The 13,855-nt window shown below is 70.6% G+C and carries 15 protein-coding genes; 11 read left to right on the top strand and 4 right to left on the bottom strand.

Annotated features, from left to right (window positions below):
- The first annotated feature begins 159 nt into the window (after positions 1-159).
- The gene (locus GR130_RS06730) at positions 160-1,164 is read left to right on the top strand and encodes an aldo/keto reductase (protein ID WP_159503857.1); all 1,005 of its coding nucleotides are present in this window, start codon (positions 160-162) and stop codon (positions 1,162-1,164) included.
- Between the two features lie 1,136 nt (positions 1,165-2,300).
- Positions 2,301-2,882 (top strand): TetR family transcriptional regulator, encoded by a 582-nt coding sequence (locus tag GR130_RS06725; protein ID WP_159503856.1) that lies wholly within the window; start codon positions 2,301-2,303, stop codon positions 2,880-2,882.
- 301 nt (positions 2,883-3,183) lie between these two features.
- Here GR130_RS06725 and GR130_RS06720 read toward each other — a convergent pair whose 3' ends face one another.
- On the bottom strand, positions 3,184-4,566 hold the full coding sequence (locus GR130_RS06720) for a glycine--tRNA ligase (protein ID WP_159503855.1): 1,383 nt from the start codon (positions 4,564-4,566) through the stop codon (positions 3,184-3,186).
- 212 nt (positions 4,567-4,778) lie between these two features.
- Between GR130_RS06720 and GR130_RS06715 the strand changes: the two genes are divergently transcribed.
- From GR130_RS06715 to GR130_RS06700, 4 genes are all read left to right on the top strand, one after another.
- Positions 4,779-5,741 carry a metal ABC transporter substrate-binding protein gene (locus GR130_RS06715; RefSeq protein WP_159503854.1) on the top strand — a complete coding sequence of 321 codons (963 nt, stop codon included), beginning with the start codon at positions 4,779-4,781 and terminating at the stop codon, positions 5,739-5,741.
- A 67-nt stretch (positions 5,742-5,808) separates the two neighbouring features.
- A complete protein-coding gene (locus GR130_RS06710) occupies positions 5,809-6,621 on the top strand; it encodes a metal ABC transporter ATP-binding protein (RefSeq protein ID WP_201304816.1) in 813 nt (270 codons plus the stop codon).
- A complete protein-coding gene (locus tag GR130_RS06705; RefSeq protein WP_159503853.1) occupies positions 6,621-7,514 on the top strand; it encodes a metal ABC transporter permease in 894 nt (297 codons plus the stop codon). The genes GR130_RS06710 and GR130_RS06705 overlap by 1 nt, the downstream gene beginning before the upstream one ends.
- Before the next feature lie 173 nt (positions 7,515-7,687).
- Complete coding sequence (locus tag GR130_RS06700; protein WP_159503852.1) at positions 7,688-8,113, top strand: Fur family transcriptional regulator; 426 nt, start codon at positions 7,688-7,690, stop codon at positions 8,111-8,113.
- A gap of 122 nt (positions 8,114-8,235) precedes the next feature.
- On the opposite strand, the gene GR130_RS06695 is transcribed toward GR130_RS06700, so the two are convergent.
- From GR130_RS06695 to GR130_RS06685, 3 genes are read right to left on the bottom strand one after another with little or no spacing between them, the layout of a single operon-like run.
- Positions 8,236-9,054 (bottom strand): isoprenyl transferase, encoded by an 819-nt coding sequence (locus GR130_RS06695; protein ID WP_159503851.1) that lies wholly within the window; start codon positions 9,052-9,054, stop codon positions 8,236-8,238.
- A gap of 55 nt (positions 9,055-9,109) precedes the next feature.
- Positions 9,110-9,856: a DNA repair protein RecO gene (gene recO, locus GR130_RS06690; RefSeq protein WP_159503850.1), complete on the bottom strand. Its 747-nt coding sequence runs from the start codon at positions 9,854-9,856 to the stop codon at positions 9,110-9,112.
- A gap of 52 nt (positions 9,857-9,908) precedes the next feature.
- Positions 9,909-10,124 carry a hypothetical protein gene (locus GR130_RS06685; RefSeq protein ID WP_159503849.1) on the bottom strand — a complete coding sequence of 72 codons (216 nt, stop codon included), beginning with the start codon at positions 10,122-10,124 and terminating at the stop codon, positions 9,909-9,911.
- A 117-nt stretch (positions 10,125-10,241) separates the two neighbouring features.
- On the opposite strand from GR130_RS06685, the gene GR130_RS06680 reads away from it, so the two are divergent.
- The 5 genes from GR130_RS06680 to GR130_RS06660 all read left to right on the top strand — a co-directional run bounded on the left by GR130_RS06680 (position 10,242) and on the right by GR130_RS06660 (position 13,842).
- Positions 10,242-11,075 (top strand): helix-turn-helix domain-containing protein, encoded by an 834-nt coding sequence (locus GR130_RS06680; RefSeq protein ID WP_159503848.1) that lies wholly within the window; start codon positions 10,242-10,244, stop codon positions 11,073-11,075.
- On the top strand, positions 11,057-11,347 hold the full coding sequence (locus GR130_RS06675) for a DUF397 domain-containing protein (protein WP_159503847.1): 291 nt from the start codon (positions 11,057-11,059) through the stop codon (positions 11,345-11,347). The genes GR130_RS06680 and GR130_RS06675 overlap by 19 nt, the downstream gene beginning before the upstream one ends.
- A gap of 229 nt (positions 11,348-11,576) precedes the next feature.
- Positions 11,577-13,058: an ATP-binding protein gene (locus GR130_RS06670; protein ID WP_159503846.1), complete on the top strand. Its 1,482-nt coding sequence runs from the start codon at positions 11,577-11,579 to the stop codon at positions 13,056-13,058.
- Complete coding sequence (locus tag GR130_RS06665) at positions 13,055-13,483, top strand: roadblock/LC7 domain-containing protein (RefSeq protein WP_159503845.1); 429 nt, start codon at positions 13,055-13,057, stop codon at positions 13,481-13,483. The genes GR130_RS06670 and GR130_RS06665 overlap by 4 nt, the downstream gene beginning before the upstream one ends.
- The gene (locus tag GR130_RS06660; protein ID WP_159503844.1) at positions 13,480-13,842 is read left to right on the top strand and encodes a DUF742 domain-containing protein; all 363 of its coding nucleotides are present in this window, start codon (positions 13,480-13,482) and stop codon (positions 13,840-13,842) included. Before GR130_RS06665 ends, GR130_RS06660 begins: the two co-directional genes overlap by 4 nt.
- The last annotated feature ends 13 nt before the right edge of the window (positions 13,843-13,855 follow it).

Here is a 13,855-nt window from a genome sequence, read left to right as displayed (position 1 = left end):
CCCCTCCCCACGGCCCCCTCCCCACGGCCCGCTCCCCCACCCCTCCCCCACCACCCCCCACCCTCACGGCTGACAAATATTGAAATCTGTCAGCCGTCATGTCATGGTTGAGGCACGGCTGAACCAGCCACCCGCCATCCCTCCCCCCAGGAGCACGCCGTGCAGACCCGCACCCTCGGCACCACCGGCCCGCAGACCTCCGCCCTCGGCCTCGGCTGCATGGGCATGTCCGCCCTCTACGGCGACAGCGACCGCGCCGAATCCCTCGCCACCATCCACGCCGCCCTCGACGCCGGCATCACCCTCCTCGACACCGGCGACTTCTACGGCATGGGCCACAACGAACTCCTCATCAACGAAGCCCTGCGGACGGCCCCCGCCGCCGCCCGCGAAAAGGCCCTGACCAGCGTCAAGTTCGGCGCCCTGCGCACCGTCGAGGGCGGCTTCAGCGGCTATGACGGCCGACCCGCCGCGGTGAAGAACTTCGCCGCGTACTCCCTCCAGCGCCTGGGCACCGACCACATCGACATCTACCGGATCGCCCGTGTCGACCCCGAGGTCCCGATCGAGGAGACCATCGGCGCCATCGCCGAGCTGGTCCAGGCCGGCCACGTCCGCCACATCGGCCTCTCCGAGGTGGGCGCGGACACTCTGCGCCGGGCCGCCGCCGTCGCCCCGATCGCCGACCTCCAGATCGAGTACTCCCTCCTCTCCCGCGGCATCGAGGACGCGATCCTCCCCACCGCCCGCGAACTGGGCATCGGCATCACCGCCTACGGAGTGCTCTCCCGCGGCCTGATCAGCGGCCACTTCACCCGTGACCGCAAGCTCGCCGCCAATGACTTCCGCGGGATGTCGCCGCGCTTCCAGGGCGACAACCTGGATCGCAACCTCGACCTGGTGGACGCACTCCGCAAGATCGCCGACCAGAAGGGCGTCTCGGTCGCCCAGACCGCCATCGCCTGGGTCCTCTCCCGCGGCGAGGACATCGTCCCCCTGGTCGGCGCCCGCCGCCGCGACCGCCTCACCGAGGCCCTCGGCGCCCTGGACGTCACCCTGGACACCGGTGATCTGACCGCCATCGAGCAGGCCATCCCCGCCGGCGCCGCAGCCGGCGACCGCTACCCGGCAGCCCAGATGGCCCACTTGGACAGCGAACACTGACCGCGGGCGGAGCGACATCGAGAGGCGGACGACGAACGCCACCCTGCCGGGCACCCGGCCCGCGGCGAGCGGAAAACCACGGGGCAACGCCAACGCATCCGCCGACAGTTCGCCACTCACGCCCCGCCGACCGCCTGCCACTCACGGTCCCACCGGCAAGGCATCAGCTGCCGACGGCCACGCCCGGCAAACGAGCCGCCTGCCGACGGCCGCGGTGGCCGTCGGTGGCCGTCGGTGGCCGTCGGTGGCCGTCGGTGGCCGTCGGTGGCCGTCGGTGACAGCCGGACAGCCGGTGGCTCCGCAAGCGACGCACCTGCCGACTCTCGATGGCCCGCCCGAAGCGCGGAACGGGGAGTCCCGCCCGGAGTCCGTACCTTGGGCCTCCGCGGCCGGGGGGCGCGCTCTGAGCCTCCGACGGTCGGGGTTCGTGCTCCGGCACTCCGCGGCCGGGGGGGCGGACGCGGGGCTCGGGCCGAGGGGGTGGACGCGGGGCGCGGGGCCGGAGTTCAAACCCGGGCTCCGTGGCTGGAGTTCGAGTTCGTCCCTTGGGGCTCCATGACCGAGGTTCGAGCCGGGACTCCGCGGCCGGAGTTCATGCCTTGGGGCTCCGTGACCGGGATTCGAGCCCGGCGCGCTCCGAGGCCGGAGTTCGAGCCCGGGGGGCCGTGCCTGGGAATCGGGCCCGCCGCGCTCCGGGGCCGGACTTCGAGCCGGGGGGCCGTGGCTGGTGTTCGTTGGCTGGTGTTCGTTAGCTGGTGTTCCTGCCGGGGCACACGCGGGCTCGTGCCAGGGCGCACGCGAGCTCGTGCCGAGGCGCACACGGGCTCACGCCCAGGCGCACGCGAGCCCGTGTGCCGACGCATACGCGAGGGGGAGGGGTGGGGGGGGGGAGGGGGAGGCCCCCGGGAAGAGAGCATCACGGGTACCGTCCGTAGAGAACCAAGACGAACCCCAGGTCGGGCACCAGCCAGCTGCCCACCACTGGACACCGCCGGGTTGCCCACCACTGGACACCTGCCGGGTTGCCCACCACCGGGCGCCCGCGGTTACCCGTCGATGTCTCCGCCGCCACCGCCCCTTCCACCCCGCCACCACCCCTTCCGCCCCCTCCCCTCCCCGAAAGGCCGGCCCGTTTCATGCCCCCCGAGACGTTGACCCCCGAGCGCATCCTCGAAGCCACCGAGGAGGTGCTGCGCCGTTACGGCCCGGCCAAGGCCACCGTGGTCGACGTCGCGCGCGCCCTGGGCGTCAGTCACGGCAGCGTCTACCGCCACTTCCGTACGAAGACGGCGCTGCGGGAGGCCGTCACGGCGCGCTGGCTGGACCGTACGAGCGAGCAGCTCGCGACCATCGTCAGGGACGAGGGCCCGGCCGACGACCGGCTGCGCCGCTGGCTCGCGACCCTCTTCGAGGCGAAGCGCCACAAGGCCGGCGACGACCCCGAACTCTTCGCCACGTACATGACGTTGATCGGCGAGAGCGGCGGTGTCGTCGACCGCCATGTCACCGACCTCGAATCCCAGCTCGCCACGATCATCGAGGCCGGCGTCGCCGAGGGCGCCTTCCGCGCCCCCTCCCCCACCACCACCGCTCACGCCGTCTTCGCCGCCACCGGCCGTTTCCACGACCCGTGTTACGCCGCGGAGTGGTCCCGCCCGGAGATCACCGCCGACTTCGAGGCGGTCCGCGACCTGGTGATGCGGGGGCTGCAGGGCTAGGGCCTCCCGGCTCTGACCCACCGGACAGGCCCGAGGTCCCGCCCGCCCCCGACCGACCTACGGGACGGCCCCCAGGCCCCGCTCGTCCCCGATCCACCCGACCGGCGCCAGGCCCCAGGCCCCAGGCCCCAGGCCCCACCCGAGCCCAACCCACCGAACCGGCGCCAGGCCCCACCCCAAAGGACAGACCCCAGGCGGGTCAGGGGCCCCGTCCGTAGAGCCGCGCGCAGCGAAGCGCCGGCCGTCCCCGGGAAGTTGCGGGGGCGGCCGGCGCTCTGCCGTTGCCGGGGGGGGCGGCGGGTCAGCAGCCGAGGAGGCGGCCGCCCAGGTAGGACTGGATCTGGTCGAGGCTGACGCGCTCCTGCTTCATCGTGTCGCGCTCGCGCACCGTGACGGCGTTGTCGTCGAGGGTGTCGAAGTCGACGGTGACGCAGAACGGGGTGCCGATCTCGTCCTGGCGGCGGTAGCGGCGGCCGATGGCGCCCGCGTCGTCGAACTCGATGTTCCAGTTCTTACGCAGGTCCGCGGCCAGGCCCTTGGCCTTCGGGGAGAGCTGCGGGTTGCGGGACAGCGGCAGGACCGCGGCCTTGACCGGGGCCAGTCGCGGGTCGAGGCGCATGACCGTGCGCTTCTCCATCTTGCCCTTGGCGTTGGGGGCCTCGTCCTCGACGTAGGCGTCGAGGAGGAAGGCGAGCATCGCGCGGCCGACACCGGCCGCGGGCTCGATGACGTACGGGGTCCAGCGCTCGCCGGCTTCCTGGTCGAAGTAGGAGAGGTCCTGGCCGGACGCCTTGGAGTGCGAGGAGAGGTCGTAGTCGGTGCGGTTGGCGACGCCCTCCAGCTCGCCCCACTCCGAGCCGCCGAACTGGAAGCGGTACTCGATGTCAGCGGTGCGCTTGGAGTAGTGCGAGAGCTTCTCGGCGGGGTGCTCGTACCAGCGGATGTTCTCCTCGCGGATGCCGAGGTCGCGGTACCAGTTCCAGCGCTGCTCCATCCAGTACTCGTGCCACTGCTCGTCCTCGCCCGGCTTGACGAAGAACTCCATCTCCATCTGCTCGAACTCGCGGGTGCGGAAGATGAAGTTGCCCGGAGTGATCTCGTTCCGGAAGGACTTGCCCATCTGCGCGATGCCGAACGGCGGCTTCTTGCGCGAGGTCTGCTGCACCTGGGCGAAGTTGGTGAAGATGCCCTGCGCGGTCTCGGGGCGCAGGTAGGCGACCGAGGCGGTGTCCTGGGAGGGGCCGAGGTGGGTGGAGAGCAGGCCGGAGAACTGCTTGGGCTCGGTGAAGCCGCCCTTGTTGCCGCAGTGCGGGCAGTTGATGTCGGCGAGGCCGTTCTCGGGCAGCCGGCCGTGCTTCTCCTCGTACGCCTCTTCCAGGTGGTCGGCGCGGAAGCGCTTGTGGCAGGAGGTGCACTCGGTGAGCGGGTCGGTGAAGGTGGCGACGTGGCCGGACGCCTGCCATACCTCGGGGGCCAGGATCACCGACGAGTCGATACCGACGACGTCCTCGCGCGAGGTGACCATGGCGCGCCACCACTGGCGCTTGAGGTTCTCCTTGAGCTCGACGCCGAGGGGGCCGTAGTCCCAGGCAGCACGGGAGCCGCCGTAGATCTCACTGCAGGGGTAGACGAAGCCACGGCGCTTGCTCAGGCTGACGATGGTATCGATCTTGTCGGCGGCCACGGTGCTCTCTTCATTACGACGACGAACAATGGACAGGACGGCGCGTAGCGCCTCGACGAGGGGGGTTGCTCGGGAGACGGGTGGGCGAATAGTTCAGGGTACCGGCGGCCGTACCCTCCGGATCAAATCGGTTCCGGCCGCTTCCTCGGGGCACTGTGACCTGCTTCGCACTTTGTTGACAATCATTTCCATGTTTGTTGAAAATGAGTGTCATGAACGTACGCCCGAACATATCCACCGCAGCCATAGCCGGAGCCGCGGTTCTCGGCCTGCTGAGCCTCACCGCCTGCTCCGCCGCCGGCACCGGCCGCTCCGGCGACGGCAAGCTGAAGGTGACGGCGTCGTTCTATCCGATGCAGTTCCTCGCCGAGCAGATCGGCGGCTCCCACGTCGAGGTGTCCAACCTCACCAAGCCGGGCGTCGAGCCGCACGACCTGGAGCTCACCCCGAAGCAGACCGCGCAGCTCGGTGAGTCCGGCGCGATCGTCTACCTCAAGGGCCTGCAGCCCGCCGTGGACGACGCGATCAAGCAGTCCGGCGTCAAGAACGTCGCCGACGCGGCCTCCCTCACCTCGCTCGAAACGCACGGCACCGAGGTCGACGGCCACCACCACTCCACCGGCGACAACCACTCGCACTCCGAGTCCGAGCCGGGCCGGGACCCGCACGTCTGGCTGGACCCGGTGAAGTACGCCGAGGTCGCCAAGGGCGTGGGCCGGACGCTCGCCCAGGCCGACCCGAAGAACAGGGCCGACTACCAGAAGAACACCGACGCCCTGGTCAAGAAGCTGGACGGGCTGGACAAGGAGTTCCGGGACGGGCTGAAGAACCGGGCCTCGGACACGTTCATCACCACCCACGCGGCGTTCGGCTACCTCGCCGAGCGGTACGGCCTGACCGAGGAGGCGATCAGCGGCCTGGACCCGGAGTCCGAGCCCAGCGCCAACCGCATCAAGGACCTGCACACCCTCGCCGCGCAGCACCATGTCTCGACGGTCTTCTTCGAGACCATCGCCAACCCGGCCACCGCCGAGGCCCTGGCCGGGGACCTGCACCTGAAGACCGATGTCCTCGACCCGCTGGAGGGGATCACCCCCAAGTCCCGCGGCAAGGACTACTTCGGCATCCAGCGCGCCAACCTCGCCGCGCTGGAGCAGGCGCTCGGCGGCAAGTGACCGCGCAGCGGCGGCCCGGCATGCCGCCGGGCGCGTTTCGGACGTACCGCACGACGGAGGTCGGCACATGAAGGACAGGGACCAGCCCGCCATAGGGGACGCGCCCGTCATGGAGGGCGAGCCCGTCATAGCCCTGCGCGGCGCCACCGCTTCGCTCGGCGCCCGGCCCGTGCTGCGCGGGGTCGATCTCACCGTGCGCCCGGGCGAGGTCGTGGCGCTGCTCGGCGCCAACGGCTCCGGCAAGTCGACGGCCGTACGGTCGGTGATCGGCCAGGTTCCGCTGACCGGCGGTGAACTGTCGCTGTTCGGGACGCCGTTCCGGCGCTTCGGGGACTGGGCCCGGATCGGGTACGTGCCGCAGCGCACGACCGCGGCGGGCGGGGTTCCGGCCACCGTCCGCGAGGTGGTCACGGCCGGCCGGCTGGCCCGTACGAAGCTGGGCATCCTGCGCCGGGCCGACCGGGCCGCGGTGCATCGCGCCCTGGAGCTGGTCGGGATGGCGGACCGGGCCAGGGACTCCGTCAACGCGCTGTCGGGAGGACAGCACCAACGGGTGCTGATCGCCCGTGCGCTGGCCGGAGAACCGGATCTGCTGATCATGGACGAGCCGATGGCCGGGGTCGACCTGGCCAGCCAGGAGGTGCTGGCCGCCGCGCTGCGCGAGCAGGTCGCCCGGGGCACCACGGTGCTGCTCGTCCTGCACGAACTGGGGCCGCTGGAGCCGCTGATCGACCGCGCGGTGGTGCTGCGCGACGGCTGCGTGGTCCACGACGGCCCGCCGCCCCAGGCCGTCGGCCAACACGCGCTGCCCGGCCACGACCACGTCCACCCGCACGCCGACGCGTCCGCGGAACCGCTCCGAACGGGGCTGCTGAGCTGATGGAAATCCTCGACTACGCCTTTATGCAGCGGGCGCTGATCGCCGCCCTGATCGTCGGTGTCACCGCGCCCGCCATCGGTATCTACCTCGTCCAGCGCCGCCAGGCCCTGATGGGCGACGGTATCGGCCATGTCGCCCTCACCGGTGTCGGCCTCGGCTTCCTGCTGAACTCCAGCCCGGTCTGGATGGCCACCGCGGTCGCCGTCCTCGGCTCGGTGATCATGGAGTTGATCCGCTGGTACGGCAGGACCCGCGGCGATCTCGCGCTGGCCATGCTGTTCTACGGCGGCATGGCGGGCGGTGTGCTGCTGATGAACCTCTCCGACGCGGGCTCCAACGCCAATCTCGGGACGTATCTCTTCGGTTCGATCACCACCGTCTCGCCGCAGGACATGACGACGATCTGCGTGCTGGCCGCGCTGGTGCTGGCGATCACCGTCGGGCTGCGCCGCCAGTTGTTCGCGGTGTGCCTGGACGAGGAGTTCGCGCGGGTGACGGGGCTGCCGGTGCGGCTGCTGAACCTGCTGGTCGCGGTGACCGCCGCGGTCACCGTCACGGTCGCGATGCGGGTGGTCGGTCTGCTGCTGGTCAGCGCGCTGATGGTGATCCCTGTGGCGGCGGCGCAGCAGCTGAGCCGCAGTTTCGCGGTGACCTTCGCCGCGGCGGTGGCGATCGGCGTGGTGGTCACCGTCGCCGGGACGACGACCTCGTACTACGTCGACGTGCCGTCCGGCGCGACCATCGTGCTGTTCGCCATCGGGCTCTTCGTGGCGTTCACGGCGCTGGCCGCCCCGCTCGCGAGAAAACGCGCCAGAGCGGCCGCACGGGCCGCCGAGGGGTGCACTCTGGAGGTACCCGCCGGGCGGGTTCCGGCGGACGACGTGCGGGTGTGAGGCGGGTCCGCGGCGGGTGGCTCGACCCGGGCGGACGACGCGCCCGCCAGGGGTAGGGCCGGCCGGTGCGGGACAGATATGGAGGTAAGTGTCCCACCAGGGTTCCGGTCATCACCTGGCACAATGGCCCAACGCACGCGCAGGGCAAGTCCTGACGTCCTAGGGAGGCAACGGTGGCGACGAGCGCGGGATCTCCGGTACGCGGCCGGTCGACGCGGCAGCGGACCGCGGTTTCGGCCGCACTCGACGAGGTCGACGAGTTCCGCAGCGCGCAGGAGCTGCACGACATGCTCAAGCACCGGGGCGACTCGGTCGGGCTGACCACCGTCTACCGGACGCTGCAGTCCCTCGCCGACGCCGGTGAGGTCGATGTGCTGCGAACCAGCGAGGGCGAGGCCGTCTACCGCCGGTGCAGCACCGACGACCATCACCACCACCTGGTCTGCCGGGCCTGCGGCAAGGCCGTCGAGGTCGAGGGCCCCGCGGTCGAGAAGTGGGCCGACCAGATCGCCGCCGAGCACGGCTTCCGCGATGTCGCCCACACCATCGAGATCTTCGGTACGTGCGGCGAGTGCGCGGACCGCGCGGCGGCCCAGTAGCGGTAGCAGTAGCAGTAGCAGTAGCTGCGGACATACGGGAACGGCCGCCTCCGCCTGCGGGCGGGGCGGCCGTTCCGTGCTGTTCCGGCCGGGCGGCGCGGGCCGGGCCGGGACGTGCCCTTTTACGTGGCCGACTCGCCCTCGGCGATCGGCGCCGCTCCGAAGCGGCGGTCCCGCTTCGCGTACTCCAGGCAGGCGTCCCAGAGGTTCCGGCGGTCGAAGTCCGGCCAGAGAATGTCCTGGAAGACCATCTCGGCGTAGGCGCTCTGCCAGATCAGGTAGTTCGACGTCCGCTGCTCGCCGGACGGCCGGACGAAGAGGTCCACATCCGGCATGTCCGGGTAGTACATGTACTTCGCCACGGTCTTCTCGTTGACCTTGGACGGGTCCAGCTTCCCGGCCCGGACATCCGCCGCGATGGCCGCCGCGGCGTCCGCGATCTCCGCCCGACCGCCGTAATTCACGCAGAAATACAGCGTCATCGCGTCATTCTTCTTGGTCTGCTCCTGGGCGATCTGGAGTTCCTGCACCACGGACTTCCAGAGCTTCGGCATCCGCCCGACCCACCGGATGCGGATACCCAGCGCGTCCATCTCGTCACGGCGCCGCCGGATCACGTCCCGGTTGAAGTTCATCAGGAAACGGACCTCGTCCGGTGACCGCTTCCAGTTCTCCGTCGAGAAGGCGTAGAGCGAGAGGTTCTTCACGCCCATCTCGATGCAGCCCTTGAGCACGTCCAGGACGACGCCCTCGCCGACCTTGTGGCCCTCGGTGCGCGGCAGCCCGCGCTCCTTGGCCCACCGGCCGTTGCCGTCCATCACGATCGCGACATGGTTCGGGACGAGCTCGCCGGGGATCTTCGGCGGGCGCGCGCCGGACGGATGCGGCTCGGGCGTCTCGTACTCGCGCCGATTGCGGCCCAGAATCCCGCGTACTGCCATGCGCCCCAGTCTCCTCTGCAGATCGTTGACTCATTGACTCGATTGACGGCCCGCGCTACTTCTCCACGTAACGGAGGGAGCGCAGGCCCCGCTCCAGATGCCAGTGCAGATACGCCGCGACGAGGCCGCTGCCCTCCCGGACATGCCGCGCCTCACAGGCGTCCGCGGCCTCCCAGTCGCCGGTCAGCAGCGCGCCGAGAAGCCCGATGGCCTCTGAGGAGGGTACGACGCTTCCGGGCACCCGGCAGTCCCCGCAGACGACGCCGCCCGCGGCCACCGAGAAGAACCGGTTGGGGCCGGGCAGACCGCACCGCGCACAGGCGCCGAAGCTCGGCGCGTAGCCGTTGACCGCCAGCGAGCGCAGCAGGAACGCGTCCAGCACCAGGTGCGGCGCGTGCTCCCCGTTGGCGAGCGTGCGCAGCGCGCCGACCAGCAGCAGGTACTGCTGCACGGCCGGCTCGCCCTCGTGGTCGGTGAACCGCTCGGCGGTCTCCAGCATCGCCGTCCCGGCCGTGTAGCGCGCGTAGTCCGTGACGATGCCGCCGCCGTACGCGGCGATCGTCTCACTCTGCGTGCACAGCGGCAGCCCGCGCCCGACCAGTTCGCCGCCCCTCGCGTAGAACTGCACGTCGACGTGCGAGAAGGGCTCCAGCCGGGCCCCGAACTTCGACTTCGTGCGCCGTACGCCGCGCGCGACGGCCCGCACCCGGCCGTTCCCCCGCGTGAGCAGGGTGATGATCCGGTCCGCCTCGCCCAGCTTCTGGGTGCGCAGCACGATGCCGTCGTCGCGGAACAGACTCATGCGGCCATTCTCCCGCACGACGGCAGGGCGGCCGTCCCGGGTACCTCTCAGGTCAGGGCCGCTCTCCCCTGGACCGCTCCGCCAGCGCGTCGGTCAGCTGCCGGGCGACCTCCATCGAGCACCGCCCCAGTTCGACGAGCGGCGGCATGTAGCGGTGCGCGATCGAGACGGGGTCGGGGCGGAGCGACGGGAGGACGACTCCGGCCCGGGCGAGGGCCTCGCGCAGTTCCGTCGTCACGGCATCCACTTCCTTGAGGTGCTGCTGCATGATCGTCCGCCCTTTCCGTGGGGCTTTCACTGTTCGCAAGCAGAGCGTGACGCTGCGGAACTACGCTGGGCAATGGGATCGGCACTACAACTGCCGCGCAGGCAGAGGGAGTTAGCCATGGCCAATGGCTCACGCATGGCGGCATGGGAACACTGGGGCGCGGAGCTCAAGCACCGCAGGGAACTCGCCGGACTGACCCAGAACGAACTGGGGCGGCGGGTGTTCGTCTCCGGCGGCTACATCGGCCAGTTCGAGCAGGCGATCCGCAGGCCGCAGCTGGATGTGGCGATCCGGATCGACGAGGTACTGCAAACCGACGGCTTTTTCGAGCGGGCCTGGCGGAAGCTGATCGACGACAAGCGGTATCCGGACTACTTCGCGGCGGTGGCGGAGCTGGAGCGGTTGGCGACGAGGATCTGCGACTGCGAGCCCATGATCGTGCCTGGGCTGCTACAGACACCGGCATACGCACACGCACTCATCCTCGCGGGCAACCCGTTCGCGGCCGACGAGTACATCGAGGAAAAGGTCCGCACTCGGCTGGACCGAGCCGTCATCCTCAAGGACGCCTCACGGCCCCAGTATTGGGCCGTGCTCCACGAGGCCGTACTGCGGGTACCGGTGGGCGGCCCAACCGTCATGGCCGAGCAGCTGGACTACATCGCACAGGTGGCGCGCGCACGGAAGATCCTGGTGCAGGTCGTCCCGTTCGCTGCGAGCGCCTATCCACTCATGGGCAAGATGCTGACGCTCATGGAATTCGAGGACGCCCCGCCAACCGCCTATACAGAGGGCCTGTATTCGGGGAATTTGCTGGACGATCCTGCCATAGTGAAGCGCGCGCAGCAGGGCTACGATCTGCTAAGGGCCGCCGCACTGTCGCCGGAGGCGTCCCTGGCTCTGATCGAATCGGTGGCGGAGGACTACAGACAATGCGCGAGTACGACCTGAGCACCGCTCGTTGGCGCAAGAGCAGCTACAGCGATGACAAGGGCGGCAACTGCGTCGAGGTCGCTCACGACTTCCCTGGCGCCGTCAACTGGCGCAAGAGCAGCTACAGCGACCAGAACGGCGGCAGCTGCATCGAGGTCTCCGACGACCTCCCCGGCGTCGTCCCCGTCCGCGACAGCAAGGACCCCCACGGCCCCGCCCTGGTCTTCCCGGCCACCGGCTGGACCGCGTTCGTCGGCGCCGTCAAGGACGAGCGGCTCCGGACCGCCTGACCTCACCTCACCCGCACCACCCACGGCCCCGCCATCCCCGGATGGCGGGGCCGCATCACGTTACCGACCGGTCATCACCGTCGGAATGCGACCTTCCACACTTCTCCGTCGCTGCACGTCGAGGGCCCTCACACGGCGTCAGGTGGCAGGTAGCATCCGGTGATGATCGGCGGCACGGCAGCCGTGACGGCCGGCCATCATCCCCGTCAGTCCCCAAACGAGGATCCCGATGACATCCATACCCGAGGCGCTGTTGTGGTGCCTCAGCGCAGGTACGGCCGCCGCCGTGGTGCTGGCGGCGCTCTCGATCCGGGCGAGCGGACAGCGCAAGGCCCTCAGAGCGCGACTGGCCGCCGCCGAGGAGCACAGCAGCGCCACACTCCACAGCAACACGGAGCTGTCGGCCCGGCTGCGGGCCACGGAGGCCGAGATCCGGCATCTGGCCGGGGCGCGGCTGCCCGACCTGACGATGGCGCTGGCCCATCCGCATGTGCCCGTACGGGGGCTGCTGGACGGCCGGTTCGCCGGGTCGGAGACCGATGAGGCGCTGAGCGGCGTACTGGAGCAGGTCGGCGAGGCGATCACCAAGGAGCGGCAGCGGGTCGACGCGGCGGCGCAGTCGACGCTGCGGGGGGCCACGACGACGATCCAGGCACTGCTGTACCGGCTGCAGACGGCGTTGCAGGACATGCAGCACAAGTACGACGACCCGCAGATCGCGCAGGATCTGCTGGACGCGGACTTCCTCAACGAGCAGGCGCTGCGGCGGGTGCAGGCGACGGGTGTGGTGTGCGGTGCGTGGCCGGGGCTGACGCGGGAGGACTCGTATCTCGCGGAGCTGGTCGTGGGCGCCACGTCGCGGCTGCGGGGTTACGAGCGGGTGCAGATCAGCAATCAGCTGCGGGATCCGGTCGCCGTGGTGGCGCGGGCCGTCGAGCCGATCGCGATCACCGTCACCGAGCTGCTGGCGAACGCGCTGCACCACTCGCACCGGGAACTTCCGGTGACCGTCACCCTCCAGCAGGGCAACCGCGGCGCTTCGGTGATCATCGACGACTACGGCGTCGGGATGCACGATGACGAGATCAAGCACGCGATGGAGCTGCTGGCGGGGGACGACAGCCTGCTGCTGACGCAGCTGGGCGATCCGCCGCGGTCGGGTTTCGCGGCCGCCGGTCAGCTGGTGCGGCAGTACGGGTTCGGGGTGCATGTGGAGCCGTCGCCGTACGGCGGGGTGCGGGCCGTGGTCTACATCCAGGGTGATCCGCTGCTGACCGTGCTGGACGAGGCGGCGCAGCCGATGTCGGTGATGGCGCCGATGCCGCGCGCTTCCGCCGCCGGGACCGGTGCCGGGGTGCGCGACCGGTCGTCGTCGGCGGCGTCCGTGCTGCCGACCGGGGCCGCGGCTCCGGCCAGCGCCGCGGGGGTCACCGGGGGCACCGGGGACATCGGGGCCGCTGCCCGTCCTGCCACCGCGCCGTCCGCACCGTCCGCCGAAGTCCCGCAGGCCGACGGCGGGTTGCCGCGCCGGCGGCGCCGTAAGCCGCTGTCCGAGGAGCAGGCCGACCCGCACGACGACAGCACGATCAACCTGCGCTCCCCGGAGGAGACGGCGTCCCGCTGGGCGGCGCTCCAGCAAGGCACCGAGTCCGGGCGGGCCGCAGCCCAGTCAGACCCCCCTCGCCGTCCCGAAGGGAACACCGAGTCATGAACAGCCCCACCCGCCGCCGTGTCGCCGAGGACAAGTCCTGGGTGCTGGCTCCTCTGTTGGAGCTGCCGCACGTTGTCCACGCCGCCGTCATCTCCGGCGACGGCTTCATCGAGGGCGCCTCGCCGGGCCTTTCGCGGGAGGCCGCGGAGGGCGTGGCGGCGATGATGTCCGCGCTCCAGGGGGCGGGGCGCGCGGTGACCGCGGCGTTCGCCGAGAAGACCGACACCCGGCTGCGGCAGACGGTCATCGAGTCGGAGGAAGGTTTCGTCTTCGCGATTCCAGCGGGGGAGAACACCTGCCTCGCCGTCTTCGCCGGTCCGGAGGTGAACATGGGCGTCGTCGCGCACCACATGCAGATCCAGGTGACGACCCTGGGCAGCAAGGTCATGAACAGCCGCGCCCGGGACACCGGTACACCGGCATGACGCCCCGCCAGAGCGGCGGACGGCGCCTCGTACCGGCCTATCTGGCGACCGGCGGACGCGCCCAGCCGAGCCGCAACACGTTGGACCGGCTGACCGTGCTGCACGGCGTGGACATGCCGATCACCAGTGAGGTACGCCCCGAAGAGCACCGGATCCTGGAGCTGCTCCAGCCCGGGGCGCTGACTCTGGCCGAGGTGGCCGCCCATCTCCACCTGCCCGTCAGCGTGGTGAAGGTGCTGGTGGCCGACCTCGTCGATGCCGGGCGCCTGCACGCCCGAGTCCCCATACCCGAAGCCGAGCAATTCGACCGGCAGATCCTGGAGAGGGTTCTCGATGGACTCCGCTCTCTCAAGTCCTAGCACCGGTCCCGGA

This window comes from Streptomyces sp. GS7 (assembly GCF_009834125.1).
Classification (GTDB): Bacteria; Actinomycetota; Actinomycetes; order Streptomycetales; family Streptomycetaceae; genus Streptomyces.
The sequence above is the reverse complement of the archived record's forward strand: the minus strand, read 5'-3'. Positions and strand labels throughout refer to the sequence as shown.